Origin of the sequence: Caballeronia sp. LZ043 (assembly GCF_031451075.1) — a bacterium.
In the GTDB taxonomy this organism is placed as follows: Bacteria; Pseudomonadota; Gammaproteobacteria; order Burkholderiales; family Burkholderiaceae; genus Caballeronia.
Window position 1 is genome coordinate 536986 of record NZ_JARUXT010000004.1, and the last position, 20550, is coordinate 557535.

At 64.9% G+C, this 20550-nt stretch carries 16 protein-coding genes; 8 read left to right on the forward strand and 8 right to left on the reverse strand.

Annotated features, from left to right (window positions below; translation table 11 throughout):
• Positions 1 to 28: 28 nt before the first annotated feature.
• A complete protein-coding gene (gene cobA, locus QCE64_RS29940) occupies positions 29 to 787 on the reverse strand; it encodes a uroporphyrinogen-III C-methyltransferase (RefSeq protein WP_310007782.1) in 759 nt (252 codons plus the stop codon).
• Positions 788 to 1412: 625 nt separating this feature from the next.
• Here cobA and QCE64_RS29945 point away from each other — a divergent pair.
• From QCE64_RS29945 to QCE64_RS29975, 7 genes are all read left to right on the forward strand, one after another.
• Positions 1413 to 2738 carry an MFS transporter gene (locus tag QCE64_RS29945; protein WP_310007784.1) on the forward strand — a complete coding sequence of 442 codons (1326 nt, stop codon included), beginning with the start codon at positions 1413 to 1415 and terminating at the stop codon, positions 2736 to 2738.
• A 20-nt stretch (positions 2739 to 2758) separates the two neighbouring features.
• Positions 2759 to 5299, forward strand: coding sequence for a nitrite reductase large subunit NirB (nirB, locus tag QCE64_RS29950; RefSeq protein WP_310007786.1), 2541 nt, complete (start codon positions 2759 to 2761; stop codon positions 5297 to 5299).
• Between the two features lie 25 nt (positions 5300 to 5324).
• Positions 5325 to 5669, forward strand: coding sequence for a nitrite reductase small subunit NirD (nirD, locus tag QCE64_RS29955; RefSeq protein ID WP_309926032.1), 345 nt, complete (start codon positions 5325 to 5327; stop codon positions 5667 to 5669).
• A gap of 630 nt (positions 5670 to 6299) precedes the next feature.
• Positions 6300 to 6647 carry a hypothetical protein gene (locus QCE64_RS29960; protein ID WP_309926034.1) on the forward strand — a complete coding sequence of 116 codons (348 nt, stop codon included), beginning with the start codon at positions 6300 to 6302 and terminating at the stop codon, positions 6645 to 6647.
• Positions 6648 to 6764: 117 nt separating this feature from the next.
• Entirely contained in the window at positions 6765 to 7112 is a 348-nt protein-coding gene (locus QCE64_RS29965; protein WP_309926035.1) for a hypothetical protein, read from the forward strand.
• 159 nt (positions 7113 to 7271) lie between these two features.
• On the forward strand, positions 7272 to 8294 hold the full coding sequence (locus tag QCE64_RS29970) for a hypothetical protein (protein ID WP_309926036.1): 1023 nt from the start codon (positions 7272 to 7274) through the stop codon (positions 8292 to 8294).
• A gap of 138 nt (positions 8295 to 8432) precedes the next feature.
• Positions 8433 to 9053, forward strand: coding sequence for a hypothetical protein (locus QCE64_RS29975; RefSeq protein ID WP_310007788.1), 621 nt, complete (start codon positions 8433 to 8435; stop codon positions 9051 to 9053).
• A 14-nt stretch (positions 9054 to 9067) separates the two neighbouring features.
• Here the strand turns inward: QCE64_RS29975 and QCE64_RS29980 are convergent, their stop codons facing one another.
• The 6 genes from QCE64_RS29980 to QCE64_RS30005 all read right to left on the reverse strand — a co-directional run bounded on the left by QCE64_RS29980 (position 9068) and on the right by QCE64_RS30005 (position 17880).
• Entirely contained in the window at positions 9068 to 10543 is a 1476-nt protein-coding gene (locus QCE64_RS29980; RefSeq protein ID WP_309926038.1) for a heavy metal sensor histidine kinase, read from the reverse strand.
• Complete coding sequence (locus QCE64_RS29985; RefSeq protein ID WP_310007790.1) at positions 10540 to 11253, reverse strand: heavy metal response regulator transcription factor; 714 nt, start codon at positions 11251 to 11253, stop codon at positions 10540 to 10542. Before QCE64_RS29985 ends, QCE64_RS29980 begins: the two co-directional genes overlap by 4 nt.
• A 96-nt stretch (positions 11254 to 11349) precedes the next feature.
• Positions 11350 to 12813: an efflux transporter outer membrane subunit gene (locus QCE64_RS29990; RefSeq protein ID WP_310007792.1), complete on the reverse strand. Its 1464-nt coding sequence runs from the start codon at positions 12811 to 12813 to the stop codon at positions 11350 to 11352.
• On the reverse strand, positions 12810 to 14063 hold the full coding sequence (locus QCE64_RS29995) for an efflux RND transporter periplasmic adaptor subunit (protein WP_309926040.1): 1254 nt from the start codon (positions 14061 to 14063) through the stop codon (positions 12810 to 12812). The genes QCE64_RS29990 and QCE64_RS29995 overlap by 4 nt, the downstream gene beginning before the upstream one ends.
• 25 nt (positions 14064 to 14088) lie before the next feature.
• A complete protein-coding gene (locus tag QCE64_RS30000) occupies positions 14089 to 17274 on the reverse strand; it encodes an efflux RND transporter permease subunit (protein WP_309926041.1) in 3186 nt (1061 codons plus the stop codon).
• A 336-nt stretch (positions 17275 to 17610) separates the two neighbouring features.
• Positions 17611 to 17880 (reverse strand): DUF4148 domain-containing protein, encoded by a 270-nt coding sequence (locus tag QCE64_RS30005; protein WP_310007794.1) that lies wholly within the window; start codon positions 17878 to 17880, stop codon positions 17611 to 17613.
• Between the two features lie 275 nt (positions 17881 to 18155).
• Between QCE64_RS30005 and QCE64_RS30010 the strand changes: the two genes are divergently transcribed.
• The gene (locus tag QCE64_RS30010) at positions 18156 to 19487 is read left to right on the forward strand and encodes an Nramp family divalent metal transporter (protein WP_309926043.1); all 1332 of its coding nucleotides are present in this window, start codon (positions 18156 to 18158) and stop codon (positions 19485 to 19487) included.
• A gap of 77 nt (positions 19488 to 19564) precedes the next feature.
• On the opposite strand, the gene motB is transcribed toward QCE64_RS30010, so the two are convergent.
• Entirely contained in the window at positions 19565 to 20545 is a 981-nt protein-coding gene (motB, locus tag QCE64_RS30015) for a flagellar motor protein MotB (RefSeq protein WP_309926045.1), read from the reverse strand.
• Positions 20546 to 20550: the final 5 nt, after the last annotated feature.

Sequence of the window (20550 nt, forward strand, 5' to 3'; positions counted from 1 at the left end):
CGCGCCGCCCGCCGTTTGAGAACCCGCATCAGGCAGCATGCGCGAAGCCTTGGGCGTGAACGGCGAATTCGACCGCCTCGCCGATCGCGCCGCCGATCAGGATCACGGCCGGGCTGCCGAGGCCTGCTGCGGCGGCGTCATCGGCGAGACGGTCGAGCGTGGTGACGAGACGCCGTTCCTGCGCCGAGCCCGCGTGCTGCACGACGGCGGCGGGGGTGCTCGCGGGCAGCGCCTCGCGCAGCGCCGCCGCGATGCTCGCCATGCGGCTCATGCCCATGTAGATGGCGAGCGTGGTGCCGGTGGCGGCAAGCATCTGCCAGTCCGGCTCGCGATGATCCTGCAAATGCGCGGTGACGAAGGTGACGCCCTGGCAATGATCGCGATGCGTAAGCGAGATGCCGAGTCCGGCCGCCGCCGCGAAGCCCGACGACACGCCGTTGACGATCTCCACCGCGATGCCCGCTTCGCGCAGCGCCGCGATCTCTTCGCCGGCGCGGCCGAAGAGCAAGGCATCGCCGCCCTTGACGCGCACAACGTGCAGGCCTCTGCGTGCATGGCGCTGCATCAGCCGCTCGATGAAGGCCTGCGGCGTGGAGCGGCAGCCGCCGCGCTTGCCCACGCGGATCACGCGCGCTTGCGGCGCGAGCGAGACGATGTCCGGATTGGCGAGGTCGTCGAGCAGCAGGACGTCGGCGGCGGCGAGCGCGCGGGCGGCGCGCAGCGTCAGCAGGTCGAGATCGCCGGGACCTGCGCTCAGCAAGGTGACTTTCCCTTTCGCGGTGTTCATCTTGATGTCCTCTTTCGACTGAAGCGCAAAAACAAATGGCGTCCGCTCGTGCCGGTGCACGAAGGGACGCCATTGCCCTTGCTCTCATGGATTCGTGTGCCGCGCACGTCGTTGCGCGCGGCGCTGCATGAGTCAATGCAAGTAGCAGGCCATGCCACATTCAACCGGATTTCGGCACCCGCCTTGTGCGCGGCGCACTGGACGAGCACCGTTTCGGCGCATGCATGCCTGCTCTGTGTGAACGGTGCGTGTTCACCGGGTGGTTAAAAAAGATAACCAGACGGTACACATAAGCAAGCAGCGCTGCATGTCGATGCAGCGGCCCGCACGGCATCAGTGCTGCGCCGCACCAGCGCTGTGCCCGCCTGCATCGAAAGCGCGCTGCGCCGGGTCTTCGCGAAGGCTCCGGTCATGCCGCGCACAGCCATGCCCAGCAAGCCTTTGCAGCCGATTCCGCCGCCGATGGCATAGCCCTTGCCTTATGGCTTGCCATCGGATCAACGGCGATCCGTCTCGATTACAGCGCCCGCAGGTGAACACCGTGCGGGCATCGGACAACGGCGTCCCCCGCATCGGCTTACCGGCTGAATGCGCGGGACGCCTTTCTTTTTTTGGCGGTTAGACGATGGACAAAGCCACCCGGATCGATCTCTTCAGCATGCGCAGCGTGCCGATGCGCGCCTTCCATCTCACCTGGATGGCGTTTTTCGTGTGCTTCTTCGCGTGGTTCGCGTGCGCGCCGCTGATGCCGCTCATCAAGCGCGAGTACGGTCTCAGCGCCGATCAGGTCGCCAACATAAACATCGCGGCCGTCGCCGTGACGATTCTCGTGCGGCTCGTGATCGGCCCAATGTGCGACCGCTTCGGTCCGCGCCGGGTCTATAGCGTGTTGCTCGTCGCAGGCGCGGCGCCGGTGATCGGCGCGGCGCTCTCCACCGGTTACGACAGCTTCCTGTGGTGCCGTCTCGCCATCGGCGCGGTGGGCGCGAGCTTCGTCATCACGCAGTACCACACGTCGGTGATGTTCGCGCCGAACGTGGTCGGCACCGCGAACGCGACGACCGCGGGCTGGGGCAACGCCGGCGCAGGCGCAGCGCAGGCCATCGTGCCGCTGCTGGTGGCGGCGGCCATCGCGCTCGGTGCGGGTGCTGCGTCGTCGTGGCGCATCGCGCTGCTGGTGCCCGGTCTCGCGATGCCGGTCATGGCGTTCTTCTACTGGCGCTATACGCAGGACTGCCCGCAAGGCGATTTCGTCGAACTGCGCCGCGCGGGCATCGCCATCGACGGCGGCAAGAAGGGCGGCTGGCAAAGCTTCCTCGCCGCGTGCTCGAACTATCGCGTGTGGATGCTGTTCGTCACGTATGGCGCGTGCTTCGGCGTCGAAGTGTTCATTCACAACATGGCCGCGGTGTATTACGTCGACCGCTTTCATCTCACCCTCGGCGAAGCGGGTCTGGCGGCGGGCAGCTTCGGCCTGCTCGCGCTGTTCGCCCGCGCGCTCGGCGGCTGGCTGTCGGACAAGGTGGCCGCGCGGCGCGGTCTCGACGTGCGCCCCACGCTGCTGTTCGTGCTGATCGCGGGCGAAGGGATCGGGCTGTTTGCCTTCGCGCATGCGCCGGGCGTCGCGCTCGCCGTGATCTCGATGCTCGCCTTCGGCCTCTTCACGCACATGGCCTGCGGCGCGACCTACGCGCTGGTGCCGTTCATCGACCGCAAGGCGCTCGGCGGCGTGGCCGGCGTGATCGGCGCGGGCGGCAATGTCGGCGCGGTCGCGGCGGGCTTCCTGATGAAGGGTCTCGGCAGCGCCCAGGCCACGCTTTCGATGCTCGGCGTGATCGTCGCCGGCACGGCGCTGTGCGCGCTGGCCGTGCGCTTCTCGCCCGAACACAAGGCGCGCGAAGCCGCGCTGCGCGAACACGCGCTTGCAGCCAACAACGTCGTCGCGAACTGAGAACAACAAGGTCCCCCGTCATGAGAATCGTCGTCATCGGCCACGGCATGGTCGGCCATAAATTTCTTGAAGCGCTTGCCGAAAGCGGCAACGATGCCGTGCAGGTCACCGTGCTGTGCGAAGAGCCGCGCGCCGCGTATGACCGCGTGCATCTCACGGAATTCTTCACGGGCAAGAGCGCGGATGATCTCTCGCTGGTCGAGGAAGGCTTCTTCGAGCGTTCGGGTTACGCGCTCAAGTTGAATGCGCGCGCTGTAGCAATCGATCGCGCGGCGCGCACCGTGACTGCCTCGACCGGTGAAGTCCTCGCCTACGACAAGCTCGTGCTCGCGACGGGTTCGTACCCGTTCGTGCCGCCGGTCGAAGGACGCGATCGCGCGGGCTGCTTCGTGTACCGCACCATCGAGGACCTCGAAGCGATGCAGGCCTTCGGCGCGCATTCGAAGACCGGCACGGTAGTCGGCGGCGGCCTGCTCGGACTGGAAGCGGCCAAGGCGCTGCGCGACATGGGCTTGCAGACCCACGTCGTGGAATTCGCGCCGCGCCTGATGGCAGTGCAGGTCGACGAAGGCGGCGGCCGCATGCTGCGCGGCAAGATCGAGGAACTCGGCGTCACCGTGCATACGGGCAAGAACACGCTGGCGATCGTCGAGGGCGAAGGCGCGGCGAACCGCATGAACTTCGCCGACGACACGCATCTCGACACCGACATGATCGTGTTCTCGGCGGGCATTCGTCCGCGTGACGACATCGCGCGCGCGGCGGGGCTGGAGATTGGCGCGCGCGGCGGCATCGCGATCGACGACGCCTGCCGCACCAGCGATGCGGACATCTACGCGATCGGCGAATGCGCGCTGTGGAAAGGGCAGTTGTTCGGGCTCGTGGCGCCGGGTTACGACATGGCGCGCATCGTCGCGAAGCAGATCCTGGGCATCGAGGCCGCCTTCGCCGGTGCGGACATGAGCACGAAGCTCAAGCTGATGGGCGTGGACGTGGCGAGCATCGGCGATGCGCACGGCAAGACGCCGGGCAGCCGCACCTACCAGTACAGCGACGAGCGCAAACAGGTCTACAAGAAGATCGTCGTGTCCGATTGCGGCAAGTTCCTGCACGGCGCGGTCATGGTGGGCGATGCCGCGGAATATGGCACGCTGTTGCAGATGATGCTCAACCGGATCGAGCTGCCCGAGGCGCCCGAATTCCTGATCCTGCCTTCGAGCGACGGCCGCGCGAAACCCGCGCTTGGCGTGGAAGCGCTGCCGGACGGCGCGCAGATCTGCTCGTGCAACAACGTGAGCAAGGCCGAGATCTGCGCGGCGGTATGCGCGGGCGCGACCAGCATCGGCGCGGTCAAGTCGTCGTGCAAGGCAGGCGCGACTTGCGGCGGCTGCGTGCCGCTCGTCACGCAGGTGATGAAGTCGGAGATGAAGCGGCAAGGTCTTGCAGTCAACAATCACCTCTGCGAACACTTCCCGTATTCGCGCCAGGAGCTGTATCACATCGCGCGCGTGGAAGGACATCGCACTTTCGCCGCGCTGCTCGCGAAGCACGGCAAGGGACGCGGCTGCGATATCTGCAAACCGGTGGTCGCCAACATTCTCGCGTCCTGCTGGAACGAGTTCGTGCTGAAGAAGGAACACGCGAGCCTGCAGGATTCCAACGATTACTACCTCGCCAACATCCAGCGCGACGGCACGTATAGCGTCGTGCCTCGCATGCCGGGCGGCGAGGTCACGCCCGATGGACTGATCGCGGTGGGGCAGATCGCGAAGCAATATGGCCTCTATACGAAGATCACCGGCGGCCAGCGGGTCGACATGTTCGGCGCGCGCGTCGAGCAGTTGCCGTTCATCTGGGAAGCATTGATCGCGGCCGGCTTCGAGTCGGGACATGCTTACGGCAAGGCGCTGCGCACGGTCAAGTCGTGTGTCGGCTCGACGTGGTGCCGCTATGGCGTCGGCGATTCGGTCGGGCTCGCGATCGAACTGGAAAATCGCTACAAGGGCCTGCGCACGCCGCACAAGATCAAGTTCGGCGTGTCGGGCTGCACGCGTGAATGCGCTGAAGCGCAAGGCAAGGACGTCGGCGTGATCGCGACGGAGAAGGGCTGGAACCTCTACGTGTGCGGCAACGGCGGCATGAAGCCGCGCCATGCCGAACTGCTTGCGTCGGACCTGGACCACGCAACGCTCGTGCGTTACATCGACCGCTTCCTGATGTTCTACGTGCGCACCGCCGACCGCCTGCAACGCACCAGCGTCTGGCGCGACAACCTCGAAGGCGGCCTCGACTATCTCATCGATGTGGTCGTCAACGACAAGCTCGACATTGCAGCGGAGCTGGAAGCGGAGATGCAGCTCGTCGTGGATACCTACGAGGACGAATGGAAGAAGGCCGTGACGGATCCGCAGACGCGCAAGCGCTTCCGTCACTTCGTCAACAGCGACGCCGCCGATGTCAACGTGACCTTCGTCGAGGAACGCGGCCAGATCCGGCCCGCCACGCCGGATGAACGCAAGTCGAGGCTCGCTGACATCCCCGTGGTTGTCGAGACCGTCTGACCCATCGAAACGCAAGGAGATCAACATGAACGACCGCATCGAACAGGACTGGACCGCCGTGTGCGAACTCGACGACATCGTGCCGGACACGGGCGTCTGCGCGCTCGTAAAGGGCGCGCAGGTCGCGGTTTTCCATCTCGCGGGCGAAGAGGCGCATGTCTACGCAATCGACAACTACGATCCGCATTCGCAGGCGGCGGTGTTGTCGCGCGGCATCGTGGGCAGCGTCGGCGAGCGCATCGTCGTGGCCTCGCCGATCTACAAGCAGCATTTCGACCTCCAGACAGGCGAATGCCTCGAGACGCCCGAGCTTTCGGTCAGCGCGTATCGCGTGAAGGTGGCGGGCGGCAAGGTGTGGGTCGCCGCCTGACCCATCTGCAGTTCGCTTTCATTGCATGACACAGCGCCGCCCGGCGCTGTGAAGCTGCTCTACGCTACTGCGCGCAACGCGCACGCCTCCGTGGAAACCCCTGAAAACAGGGCGTTTCTGTCTGCATACCTCCTACAAATGAGCGCTGGGCCACTCAATTTCTCACGATCTGGAAGGACGTGAGGTCGAGTGTTGGCTTTCCCACGCTTATTGCCGTTCATTTTCCTTACAGTCACTCAAAACACAGGCACTCAGTTCAAGACCAAACGCCTGGAAACATCACCAAAAAGGTGATACGGGGATTGCGATGAAGAACGACCAACAACAAGCACAAGAAGCGGAAGGCCTGCGCGCCGCGCTCCGCTTCACGGACGGCCACCGTCCGCCACGCCTCCAAGAGCGCCGCTTTCGCTTGCCGGAAGCGCGCGCCGTGACCAGCCCGTACCCACGCTGAACACGCGCTCCGGCGCTTCCTGATTCACCCGCTTGCGACATCGCCCGGATCGACCGGGCAGATTCGAAGCAAGCCTGTGAAACAGGATGCCTAACTAAATGGATTTGCTGTGCCCGCTACATATCGGCGTCGATGTAGCTGGATAAAAACGTGCGCCAAAACCAGGAGACATCACCATGCAACGCAAACTGATCGCAGCCGCCATCCTGTCGCTCGTGTCCGCTGCCGCCTTCGCCACGGGCACGAATTCCAGCTCCAGCTCGACGTCGGGCGGCAGCACGGCAGCCGCCGTGCACGGCTTCGGCGCCTTCACGGCCACCAACTCGGGCATCGCCAACGGCAACGCCTCGGCGCTGGCCGGCACGGGCTTCGGCGTCACGGGCAACGCAACCAACGCGACGACCGGCCACATCAACAATTCGTCGGTGGGCGGCGCGGGCTTCGGCGGTTCGTCGGCGAAGGGCGTGTCGGGCGCGGATGCCGCAGCGAATGCCTGGAGCAAGCTCGGCGGCGGCTGGCATTGAGCCACGGCGACGGACGGCGGATGCCGCCTGAAGGCTCCGTTTTCCCGTCACCGCATGAAGCAAACAGATGTAACGACAACTGATTCCAATTTCACTTCGTCAACAAGGAAGGTCCATATGAAACGCACTCTGATCGCTGCCGCACTGCTCTCTTTTGTCTCCGTCGCCGCCATGGCCACGACCACGAATTCCACCTCGAGCTCGACCTCGGGCGGTTCGACCTCGGCTTCCGTCTCGGGCTTCGGCCGCTTCACCGCCACCGACTACGGCACGGCCAACGGCAACGCCCAGTCGGTCGCGGGCGGCATGTATGGCGTCACCGGCAACATGACCAACGCGACGACCAGCCACAGCAACACGTCGACGGTCGGCGGCTTCGGCCACGGCTCGTCGCAGGCAGGCGGCCTGTCCGGCGCGGATGCAGCCGCGAACGCCTGGAGCAAGCTGGGCGGCGGCTGGCGCTAAGCGGGTCACGAGCCACGGCTCACCCGCCAGGCAAAGGCCGCGTCGTGACGCGCCACGAGAGCGCAAGACGCGTCCTTTGCCCCAGCCGATAACAATAAAACCAGATCGTGTCACGGGACCGCCACGCTCACGGCGCCCCCTTCCTTCCGGAGAACCATAATGAACAAGACCACTGTGCAACTGGCCTGTGCGGTTCTGTTTTGCGCCGCGCAACTCGCTCATGCCGATACCACGGCCAACTCGTCGTCGGGCTCGGTGTCGGGGTCCACGTCCACCGGCATCGGCCAGGGCGGCGGATCGAGCCTGAACAACATCGGCACGTCGGCCAATTCGACCGCCAGCACCACCTCGAATTCCTCTTCCGTCGGCGGCCTCGGCGTGGCGACGGCGAACGGCGGCCGTTCGTCGGCCACGGGCGGTTCGTCGAACGTGAACATCTCGCTGACCATGCCCTCGCTGACCAACTCCAGCTCGTCATCGACGGGTGCGGCCGGCAGCGGCACGAGCGGCACCAGTGGTTCTGCGAACGGCATCGACGCGACCGGCAAGGCCTCGACGCCGGGTTCCAGCGCCTATGACACACGCGCCACGGTGGACTACAACCAGAGCTCGTACTCGGTGCGCACGACGCCGTCCATCGCCGCGCCCGCGCTCACCACGACGCTCTCCGATACCTGCATGGGCTCGGCAAGCTTCGGCCTCTCGATCACCGGCTTCGGCGCCACCGGCGGCACGACGATGGTCGACCAGGCGTGCGTACGCCGCCTCGACGCCCGCGAGTTCCGCGCGATGGGCCTGACCGATGTCGCGCTCGCGCTGCTGTGCCAGAGCGATTCGAACCGCCGCGCTGTCGAAGCCACCGGCCATCTGTGCCCGGGCACGACGAAGCCGCTGGCGAAGTCGGGCGAAGACGCCGTGCTGTCGGACGACGAGAAATACCGCGACCCGCTGGTTCGCGCACGCCTCGGCCTGCCGGTCACCGCCGCGAATCATCCTGAAGTCAGCATGAAGACGCAGGACGCGCCCGAGGTGAAGCAGCCCGCGCCGGCATCGGCGAAGCAGGCTGTGCAGCCGTCGCCGGTGGCGGAGCGCGGTCACGACAAGGCCGATGTCGCCGGCAATGGCGTCGAAGTGGCGAGCTCGCCCATCGGTGAGAAGATCGAAGTCGCGCTGATGCAGTGACGCAGCGCCGGTTCGCCGGCAAGGTGGTGCAGTGGAGCAGGAGACGCTTCGCGTTGCATGAGCGTCTCATCCTTTCAAGGGTTGGCTCGTTGTACGGTTCCCGGAGAGCCAACCCTCGTTTTCCCGCTGAGGCATGCGATGAAGAGTCAGAAGATAGCGGCGGCCATCGCGCTCACGGCAGGCGCGATGCTCGCGACGATGCCGCCCGCGCACGCCCAGACGAGCGCGGGCGTGGTGTGGGCCGCGAACCCGGCCGGCGTGCAGGCGATGCCCAATGCGCAGGCGCTTGCGTTGTTGCCGTCGAGTGGTTATGTGCCGTTGCAGACGTCGGGTGGCACGTGTCTGCTGGTTGCGCGGCGCGGCACGCAGATCGTCGCGCTGGAGTTGTCGCCGCTCGCAATCGGCGCGAAGGTGATCGGCTGGAAGCCGCAGGTAATCGACATGAGCACGCTCACGTCGAAGTGGGGCTACAAGACGCCGGATGCTTCGATGGAGATGCAGTCATTCGGCAATCCGGTGACCGCGCAGATCTCGGCGCAGAGCAGCATGGACATGTCGAACCAGGCAAGCTCGTGGAGCAACGGCAAGGTGGAAGCGCACAGCAGCGCGATTGCAGCGGCATCCGGCGCGAGCGCGGGAGAGATGGAGTCGGCGGAATCCGTGACGGTGAACGGCAAGACTTATCGGCGCTACAGCCACTTCAAGCCGGCGACGGCAGATGCGCCGGTCGCGGCATCGGACGAATATTTCTGCCAGTGAAATGCCGATGAGACTCAGGTCGCGGTCGATTTGCTCTCGGCCACCGGCGGCACCGGCAACGCCATGTCGTGCGTGGTGCGCGGCTCGCTGCCGAAGCGCGCGACCGAGAACGAGAAGGTATTGATGCCGCTCGCGCTTGTGGCCGCCACAGTGCCGCGATGCATCTCGGCCACCGCCTTCACGATGGCGAGCCCCAGGCCGTGGTTCTCACGGCTGTTGGTGCGCGAACTCTCCGCGCGATAAAAGCGGTCGAACAGATGTTCCATCACGTGCGGCGCAATTGGGTCGCCCGGATTGGCCACCGCGATGCGAATCCGTCCGTGTTCGCGCACGACGGATACGGCAATCGTCGCGCCCGGCGCGCAATGCTGGATTGCGTTCATCACGAGATTCGACAACGCGCGTCCGAACAGCGATGTATTGACGAATGCGCGCGCGTCGCCGCTTGCCACTGCGCTGACGTGCGCTTCTTCGAGCGGAATCTCCAGGAATTCGAGCGTGCGATTGATCTCCGCCGCCAGCGATACCTCCACGAGCCCGGTGGCGCGTTCGCCCTGGTCCGCGCGGGCGAGGAACAGCATGTCGTTGATGATGGCGCGCACGCGCTCGAATTCTTCGAGATTGGATTGCAGCGTGTGGCGCAGTTCATCGATTGAACGGTCGCGCGTCAGCGCCACTTCCGTCTGTCCGATCAGAATGGTCACTGGCGTGCGCAGTTCATGCGCGACATCGGCATTGAAGGATTCGAGCCGGCCGTAGGCGTGATCCAGACGTTCGAGCGCGCCGTTGAAGGACTTCGCGAGATCGTCGAGTTCCATGGGCAGTGCGCGCGTATTGAGGCGCTGCGAGCGGTTGTTCGGGCTCAGCGTCTGCGCATCGCGCGACAGGCGTGTGAGCGGCGCAAGCCCGAGGCGCGCCACCGAATAGCTCAGCAGCAGGACCGCGACCGTGGCGAGCGCCATCAGCGCGGCGAGCGCCAGACCGAAGGCGCGCATGGTGTGGACGTTCGGAGAACAGTCGATGGCGACGAACAGCTGCAGCGGCGGCCGGTCCACATTGGGCGGAATGGTCAGCGTGGTCATCAGCATGTCGTAGGCGCGGTCGGCCGGACGGAAGTGTACGTAGCCGCCCATCACCTGCTTGATGACGCGGCCCGCGGGCGGCGCGCCGTATTCGAAACGCGGGTCGTTGCTGGTGACGGCGAACAGCGTGGAGCCGTCGCGCGGCGTGATGTCCGCGAGCTTCTCTCGGGCGATCTTCCACTTGTCCGGATTCGACACGTGCGCGACGATGAGCCGGGCCACTTCCGCACGATTGTCGAGCGAGTCGCGCAGATGCTGCTCCAGCTGCATGCGCAGCACGAGAAACAGCCCCGACCCCACGAGCGCGAACACGAACAGCGCGACGAGCGCGAACATCACGGCGAGCCGCCGCGAGATGGAGCGGTGCGCGCGTGGTTCAGACGGCGACGACGCCCACGGCATGTTCATGATGGTCTCGCATCTTCCCGGGTTTCACGCAGGTCGCGGGCTTCGCGCACTTCGAGCATATAGCCCATGCCGCGCACGGTGTGCAGGAGTTTGGTGCGGAACGGGCCGTCGAGTTTGGCGCGCAGGCGCTTGATGGCCGTTTCCACGACGTTCGTATGACTTTCGAAATCGACTTCCCAGACGAGTTCGGTGATCGCGGTCTTCGACAGGATGTCGCCGTGGCGGCGCGCCAGCACCGACAGCAGCTGGAACTCCTTGGCGGTGAGATCGAGGCGCACGCCGTCGCGGGTGGCGCGGCGGCCGATCAGGTCCACGTACAGATCGCCGACGGAAATGAGCGTGGATTCCTGCGCGCGGGTGCGGCGCGCCAGCGCATGCAGCCGCTCGACGAGTTCCAGGAACGAAAACGGCTTGGTCAGGTAATCGTCCGCGCCTTCGCGCAGGCCGCGCACGCGGTCGTTGATGTGATCCCGCGCGGTCAGCATGATGACCGGCGTCGACTTCTGCAAGCGCAGCGCCTTCAGCACGGCGAAGCCGTCGCGGCGCGGCAGCATGACGTCGAGCACGACCACGTCGTAGTCGTATTCGATGGCGAGATGGGTGCCTTCCTCGCCATCCATGGCGACGTCGACGACCCAGCCCTGCTCGGTCAGGCCCGAGCGCAGGTAATCCACCACCTTGTGTTCGTCTTCGACTATCAGGACTTTCATGCCGGGCACCTGTGAGGGTTCTGTTCAGTGTTCATGTCTTGTTGTAGCGGTAACTATACGAGCCTCGCGATCATCCTGCTTACGTCTTCTTTCAAGTCACTGCGCGGGCGTGTTGCCGTGCGTTGCAGCCATTGCTTCGTCGTCTGGTGCAGCGCGTGTGTCCCAGCCGCCGCCCAGTGCCTTGACCAGCGCCACTGAAGTCGTGCGTTGCTGGCCCTGGATCTGCACGTCCTGGCGCTCGCTCGTGAGCAATTGTTGCTGTGCGGTGATGACGTCGAGATACGCGACCAGGCCGCCTGAATAGCGGTCGTTCGCCAGCGAGAGCAGACGCTGCGCATCGTTGACCGCCGCGTGCGACTGCTTCGCCGCGCCATCCAGCACCGACAGTCCGACGATGCCGTCCTGCACCTGCTGGAACGCGCCCAATACCGTCTGCCGGTAATTCGCGACCGCCGCAACATAGCCTTCATTGGCGAAGTCGACGGCAGCGGAGCGGCGCCCGCCATCGAACACGACCTGGCTCGCCATCGTGCCGATGGTCCATAGCAGGCTCGGCGCGGAGACGAGGCTGGCGAGCGCGGTGCTTTCCCAGCCGACCGTGCCGTTCAGCGTCAGGCTCGGGAAGAACGCCGCGCGCGCGACGCCGATCTGCGCGTTGGCCGCAGCCATCGCGCGTTCAGCGGAGGCGACGTCAGGCCTGCGCTGCAGGATGTCGCTCGGCAGACCGAGCGGAATGGCCGGCAGCGGATGCATGGCGAGATCGGGCGCGATCGAGAACTGCGGCGCGGGCGTGCCGACGAGCGCCGCAATGGCGTGCTCGTACTGCGCCCGCTGGGTCAACAGCAATTGAGCCTGCACGCGCGTCTGGTCGAGCAGCGCCTGTTGCTGGAGCACGTCGAGACCCGACACCGCGCCCAGATCGTGTTGCGCCTGCACATAATCGAGCGCCTTCTTTTGCAGCGCGACCGAGCGATTCAGCACGTCGAGCTCGGCATCGAGTTCGCGCAGCGAGAAGTAGCTGCTGGCGAGGTCGGTGGTGAGCACGAGACGCGCGTTCGCCAGGTCGTCGCCCGATTGATTCGCCGAGGCCCGCGCGCTTTCCACTTCACGGCGGATGCGCCCGAACAGATCGATGTCGTAATTGACCGTCGGCGCGAGCTTCAGGTCGTTCTGCACGGTGGTGGCGTTCGGCGTGTTGTAGTTGTTGACCGGACGATTCTTCGAGATGCGCAGGCGCGATGCGTTCGCGCCGAGATCGACCTCGGGCAGCGCGAGCGCGCCCGTTTGCGCGAGTGTCGCGCGTGCCTGCGCGTAGTGCGCGCTGGCGGCGGCGAGCGTCTGGTTCTGCGCGAGCGCCTGGGTTTCGAGCGCGTTCAGCGTGGCATCGTCGAAGCCTTGCCACCAGTCGGGCGCGAGCGGCGCATGCGACGGTTCGCCCACGCGCCAGTAGGAATCGGTCTTCCAGGTGGGCGGCGTGTCGGCGTCGGCGCGCCGGTAGTCGGGACCGACCGTGCAGGCCGCGAGCAGGGAAACAAGCGTGAGGCCGAGCAGCGCTTTCATGATGCAGCCTTCGTTCCCGACGCGGCCTGCTGACCCGGCTGTCCTTGCTTCTGCTGCGGCGCGATGACCACGTGATCGCCGTCCGCAATGGAGTCACTCGGGTTGATGATGATCTTGTCGCTCGGCTCGATCCCGCTCTCGATTTCCAGCGATTGCCCGAGATCCTGCGCGATCACGATCTTGCGCAATTGCACGTGCCCGTTTGCATCGACCACAGCGACGCGCGGCCCTTCGGAACGGAACAGCAGCGCATTGCCCGGCACCAGCAGACGGGCATGCGCGGCCGCCGGCAGCGCGACCTGCACATAGGCGCCGGGCCGCAGGCGGCCGTCGGGATTGGGCAGCGTCACTTCGATTTGCAGCGAACGGGTAGGCACATCGATGGCGCCCGACACATGCGTGATCTTGCCGTGGAATTTCTCGCCCGGCAGTTCCGCCTGCGTGACGGTGGCGTCCTGTCCGACGGAGACGTTCTGCGCATAGGCCTGCGGCAACTGCACGAACACGCGCAGCGGATCGGACTGCGCCAGCGCGAAGAGCGCGCGGCTCGTGCCGCTGCCGGCATCGATGAGATCGCCGACATCGACGTTGCGCTGCGTGACCACGCCCGCGAACGGCGCGACGATGCGCTTGAACGATTCGAGCTGGCGCAGGCGCTTCACGTTGGCGTCGGCGGCGGCGAGATTCGCGACGTCCTGGTTGTAGGTGCTTTGACGTTCATCGAGTTCCTGTTGCGAGACCGCATCGCGCTGACGCAACTGCTGCCAGCGATCCAGCGAACTCTTTGCAAGACCGAGGCTCGATGAGGTCTGGTCGCGCTGCGCGACGGCCTGCGCGAGTTCCTGGTCGATCTCGGGCGTATCGAGATCGGCGAGCAGCTGGCCTTGCTTCACGCGTGCGCCGATATCGACATACCAGTGCAGCAGATAACCGGTGGCGCGTGCATAGATCGGCGATTCGACGAAGCCGCGCAGCGTGCCCGGCAAGGTGGTTTCAGCGCCGCTGTCGGTGTGCGAGGGCTGCACCACGTTTACGTACTGCTGCGCGTTCTGCTGCGTGCGCGTGGCGATGGAGCGGTTGTGCACCATGTCCGTGACGACGGTGCGCGCGGCGCCGATCGCCAGCAGCGCGAGCACGATGACGAGCGCAAGCTTGGCGCGCTTCCATTCGGCATGGCGCGGCGGCAGCGCGGGCCCTTCGTCGGAGTCGCGCGCGGGAATCGCAAGCGAGGCGTGGTTCTTTTCGGTCATGTTCGTGATCGGGTCTATATCGATATCAATGTTGTCCGCTTGCGGCGTCGCGCTGCGAAGGCGTCTTGCGCGCGGCGCGGCGCGCGAGCCTTGCATGGATGCCCGCGAAGATGAGCGGCACGAAGAAGAGCGTGGAAACGGTTGCGAACAGCAGCCCGCCAATCACCGCGCGGCCGAGCGGCGCGTTCTGTTCGGCGCCTTCGCCGAGGCCGAGCGCCATCGGGATCATGCCGATGATCATCGCGAAGGCGGTCATCAGCACCGGGCGGATGCGGCTTGCGCCTGCTTCGAGCGCGGCGGTCAGCGGCGGCATGCCGGCGTTCAGCCGTTGCCGCGCGAAGGACACCATCAGGATGCTGTTGGCCGTGGCGACGCCCATCGTCATGATCGCGCCGGTGAGCGCGGGCACGGAGAGATGCGTGCCGGTGAGAAAGAGCATCCAGACGATGCCCGCGAGCGCGGCGGGCAGCGCGCTCACGATGATGAGCGGATCGATCCACGACTGGAAGTTCACGACGATCAGCAGATACACGAGCACGATGGCCATCGCGACGCCGATGCCGAGCCCGAAGAACGACGTGCGCATCGTCTCGACCTGGCCGCGCACGACGATCTGGCTGCCGCGCGGAAGCGTCTTGCGGGCTTCGTCGACGAGATGATTGACCTGGCGTGCGACGCCGCCGAGATCGCGGCCCTCGACGCTCACGAACAGGTCGATGACGGGCCGGATGTTGTAGTGCGTGACCACCGCGAACTGGCTTTGCGGCGCGATTCGCACGAGATTGCCGAGCAGCTGCGTGGGCCCGTTGAGCGAGGCCGAGACCGGCGTGCGCAGCAGTTCGTCGATCGACGAGACCTGATACTGCGGCGTCTGCACCGCGAGGTTGTACTCGACGCCGTTGCGCGGATTGAACCAGAAACCCGGCGCGGTCTGCGAGCTGCCCGACAGCGACACGAGCACGTTCTGCGCGACGTTGTTCGCATTGAGATTGAGCTGTTGCAGACGCGTGCGGTCCATTTGCAGGTCGATGACGGGCTCGTCCAGCTTTTGCTGGATATGCGTATCGACGTTGCCGGGAATCATGCGGATCTGCTTCATCAGCTTGCTCGCGGCTTCGAAGTTTGCCTGGCCGTTTTGCCCCTGGATCTGCACGTCGATGGCGGCGGGCAGGCCGAAGTTCAGGATCTGCGTGACGATGTCGGCCGGCTGGAAGAAGAACTCGACGCCCGGGAACAGGCGCGGCAGCCGCGCGCGCAGTTCGTCGATGTAGGTCTGCGTGGGCGCGTGATCGGCGGTGAGCGCGACCTGGATCTCGCCGTCCAGCGTGCCGATCGTGCCCGCATTGCTGTAGGACAGGTTGATGCCGCTGTAGGGCAGCCCGAGGTTGTCGAGGATCGTCGAGAGTTCATGCTGCGGCACCACTTGACGCACGACGTTTTCGACCTGGTCGGCGAGACGCGCGGTTTCCTCGATGCGTGTGCCGGTCGGCGCGCGCATGTGCATGCGGATGTCGCCGGCATCGACGCTCGGGAAGAAGTCTTCGCCCAGGATGAACACGAGGCCCGTGGAGATCACGCAGAAGCCCAGGAACAGCGAGCCGAACAGGCGCCGGCGTACCAGCAGCGTCGAAAGAATCACGATGTACGCCGCGCGCATGCGCTCGAAGCCGTGGTCGAAACGCCGATGCAGCCGCATGAAGACATTGGGCCGGGCGTGTGCATCCGGCGCGTGCGCGTGGCCCATCAGCAGCATCGCGAGCGTCGGGACCAGCGTGCGCGAGAGGATATACGACGCGATCATCGCGAACACGACCGCTTCCGCCAGCGGCACGAACAGGAACTTCGCGACGCCGGTCAGGAAGAACATCGGCACGAACACGATGCAGATGCAGAGCGTCGAGACGAGCGCGGGCACGGCGATCTCGCCGGCGCCTTCGAGAATCGCTTCGTGCAGGTCGGTGCCCATGTGCAGATGGCGCTCGATGTTCTCGATGGTCACCGTGGCGTCGTCCACCAGGATGCCGACCGCGAGCGCGAGGCCGCCGAGCGTCATGATGTTGATGGTCTGCCCGAGCGCGTGCAGCACGATCAGCGAGGAGAGGATGGACAGCGGAATCGAGATCGCGATGATGCAGGTGCTGCGCCAGTTGCCGAGGAACAGCAGGATCATCGCGGCCGTGAGCGCGGCGGCGATCAGCGCTTCACGCACCACGCCCTGCACGGCCGCCTTGACGAAGACGGACTGGTCGAAGAGCGCGCTGATCTTGAGATCGGGCGGCAGCGAGGCGCGCGCTTGCGGCAACAGGTCCTTCAGCGTGTTGACGATGGACAGCGTCGACGAGTTGCCGTTCTTCAGCACCGAGATCAACACGCCGCGATGGCCGTCCTGCCGCACGATGTTGGTCTGCGGCGTGAAGCCGTCACGCACGTGCGCGACTTCGCGCAGATAGGTGGTCGCGCCGTTGATGGTGCGCACGGGAATGTCGTTCAGGCCCGCGACGGTGGCAGGCGAGCCGTTCATGTTGATCGTGTATTCCTTCGGCCCGATCTTTGCGGTGCCGGTCGGCAGGATCAGGTTCTGGGCGTTCACGGCCTGCACGACGTCGGTGGGCGTGAGGCCCTTGGCGAGCAGCGCGCGCGTGTCGAGATCGACGGAGATCACGCGGCTCTTGCCGCCGTACGGATAGGGCACGGCGGCGCCGGGAATCGTCACGAGCTGCGGACGCAGGAAGTTGAGCGCGGTGTCGTTCAGGTCCTGTTCCGATTGCTTCGGGCTGGAGAGACCGAGCTGGATCACCGGAATGCTTGACGCCGAATAGCTGATGACGAGCGGCGGCGTGGCGCCGGGCGGCATCTGCTTCAACTGCGCCTGCTCGACCGCGACGGTCTGTGCAATCGCGGTCTGGATGTTCGCCGTGGGTTGCAGGAAGAGCTTGATGATCGCGATGCCTTGCAGCGACTGCGATTCAATGTGCTCGATGTTGTTCACGGTGGTCGTCAAGCTGCGCTCGTTGACTGACGTGATGCGGTTGGCCATGTCCTGCGCGGAAAGGCCGGTGTAATTCCAGATGATGCTGACGACAGGGATGTCGATTTCAGGGAGTACGTCTACCGGCGTCGTCAAGAGGACGAAGGGCGTCGCCAGCAGGATCATGATGGCCATCACGATGAACGTGTAGGGCCGCTTCAGCGCAACGTTGACTATCCACATTGAGTCGTTCGGAAGAGCTTGGAAAGGGCGCGGCGGCGAGCTTGCATGCGGCGCGCGGGACGCAATGACGGACGAGGCGGGCGAAGATCTGCCGTGACGCTATGGTAGTGGCCGCGCGCCAACGACAATGTGGCGTGAATATGGCGCGTATGTCAGATTAGGCGATTTGAAAGCAAGCGCTTGAAAGGGCGCGTTCATCGCTTGCGTGTCGGGGAATACAACGGCGTTGGCGCTGGTCATCTCCGGCAGCGGACGAGCGGCGAGACGGCGCGGAAACGCTCGCAGAGGAAGGGAACCGCGCGGGGGTCTCGACGGGATGAAGCGTGGGCTTGCTGGTTACTGTGCGGGTTGCTGCATGGCGGGTTGTCCGGCGGCGGAGGAACCATCGGTCGATGCGCCGTAAGCGCTCGACGACTGCACCTTGGCTTCGGCGGCCTGGATGTTATCGGGGTAGAAGGCGTCGCGTTCGGACGGGTTGTAGCCTGCCTGCTCGACGCGGTGCAGGTCCTGTTTGACCTGGGCGCGTGTCAGACCATCGGTTTGTGCCAGCGCGGCGAGTGGAGTGGCGGCGAGTGCGACGATCGCGAAGCGGGTGATCAGTTTCATGAGGGACTCCTCGAACGTGGTGACGATGAATGCGGCGCATGCCTGCAAGTCATGCACGGCCACGGCTCATTCTATGTTTCGGGTGGTGACGACATGCTGGCGTTCAAATGACGCTTTCGTCAGATTGGAGCGCGTGTCGGATTGCCGGTAAAGGGGTGTTGAAGGCAGCAGGGAAGTGGTCTGTAAAGGTTGGAGGCCGGTGATAGACTCGCCGGCTTGGGCGAACGTGCTGCTCGCGCCGGGTTCAATCAAGCATCGCAGTGGGGATCGATAAATTGCCGTTCAATCTGCCGACCACGGCCACCGCGCCGTTCTGTCCTTCCGAAGTCAAAGGCTCCGTGGCCGTTGCATCCGGCGCGCCGCTCTGGAAGAAGCTGCTGCAATTCGCGGGACCCGGCTTGCTCATTTCCATCGGCTACATGGATCCGGGAAACTGGGCGACGGATATCGAAGCCGGCTCGCGCTATGGCTATGGGCTGCTGTTCGTCGTGGTGCTGTCCAGTCTCGCGGCGATGGTGCTGCAATGTCTTGCCATGCGGCTCGGCATCGTCACGGGGAAGGATCTTGCGCAGTTGTCGCGCGAACGCTATGCGAAGCCGGTAGCGAATGCGCAGTGGGTGCTGGCCGAGCTGTCGATCATTGCGTGTGATCTGGCCGAAGTGCTGGGTGGTGCGCTCGCGTTTCATTTGCTCTTCGGCGTGTCGCTGATCTGGGGCGTCGTGCTGACAGCGTTCGATACGCTCATCGTGCTCGGATTGAAGGGCAAGAACTTTCGCGATCTCGAAGCCATCATGCTCGGGCTGATTGCAACGATCGGGATCGGTTATGTGGTGGAGCTCGTGCTCGTGAAGCCGCACTGGCCTTCGGTGGCGGCCGGGCTCGTGCCTTCGATCCATGCATTGAGCCAGCGGGAGCCGCTTTATCTCGCCATCGGGATTCTTGGCGCGACTGTGATGCCGCATAACCTTTATCTGCATTCGTCCATCGTGCAGACGCGGGTGGTGGAGCGTGACCGGACAAGTCTTCGGTCTGCGATCACGCTTTCACGGCTGGATACCATCGTGTCGCTGATTCTCGCGCTGATGATCAACGCGGCGATCCTGATCCTGGCGGCGTCGGCGTTTCATGCGACCGGGCATACGCAGGTGACCGAGATCGAGGACGCTTATAAGCTGCTTGCGCCGATCGTGGGGACGGGGCTGGCGGCGGTCTTGTTCGCGGTGACGCTGTTCGCGTCCGGGCAGAGTTCGACGTTCACCGGGACGATTGCCGGGCAGGTCATCATGGAAGGGTTCTTGAGGTTCAAGATTCCCTGTTATCAGAGGCGGTTCATTACCCGGGCGCTGGCGTTGATCCCTGCGCTGATCGGGGTTTATTGGCTCGGGAATGGGGCGGTGGGGAAGTTGCTGGTGGGGAGTCAGGTGGTGTTGAGTTTGCAGTTGCCGTTTGCCTTGTATCCGCTTATCCGGATGACCAGCGATCGGAGGCTCATGGGGGAGTTCGTCAACGCGAGTTGGATGAAGGTGGCCGCGTGGGGGTTGTTCGTGGTGATCAGTGCCGCGAATGCTTGGCTTGTGGTGCAGACGGTGGGGGAGTGGGTGGGGTGAGACGTCGGGTCAAGAGCCCGCGACGTGAAGCACGATCCGAACTCGTGTTTCCTCCGCGGGCCCGATTGGTCGCAATGCTACTTCACCACACTCACCGTCCCATTCGACTTCGCCGCCACCGCAGCCGGAATCGCAGCCTCCACCGGTTGCCCTTGATCGACCGTCGTCCTCCCGCCATCCTTGAAGAACGCCTGCTCCGCGGCCTTGTTAAGAACGAGAATACTGATCCGCCGATTAGTCGGCTCATCAACCACATCCTTGTTCAGCGGCAGCACGTCAGCCAGCCCGCGCACCTGCAGCACCTTGCTTTCCTTCATCCCCCCGGCCACCAGCGCGCGCCGCGCCGCATTCGCGCGCTCACTCGACAATTCCCAGTTCGAATACCCGGCCTGACCACCGGAATAGGGCACCGCATCCGTATGTCCCGCGATCGACACGCGGTTCTCCACATCGTTCAGCGAAGCCCCGATGTTGGTCAGAATCGTGGTCACATAACCTTCGAGCCTGAAACTGCCGGAAGCGAACATCGGCCGATTGAGCGAGTCCACGATCTCGATACGCAAGCCTTCGCTCGTGATCGCGATCCGGATCTGATCCTTGAACGCACGCAGCGCCGGCGTCTGTTCGATCAAGGCAGTCAGCTTCTGCTTCAGTTGCTGAAGCTTCTGCAAATCCTCCATCGCAACAGCGGCGCGCGCGATGGTCTGCGGCACCGGCTGCGTCTGGCTCTTCTTGCCTTCGCCGGGACGCGTGCTCGACAGATCCTGACCGCCGCCGGTAATCACGCTCGTATGCGTGGACGCACCGCCATCGTTGCCGAACAACGCCGACAACGGCGTGTTGAAATACTGCTCGATGCCTTCCTTGTCGTACTTCGACGTGGACCCGAGCAGCCACATCAACAGGAAGAACGCCATCATCGCGGTGACGAAGTCGGCGTAGGCGATCTTCCACGCGCCGCCGTGATGGCCATGTCCGTGCGCCTTCTTCTTGCGTTTCACGACCACGGTGGGCGCAAGTACGGATTGCAGCGGATCGCGTGACGGTTTCTCAGCCATGAGAG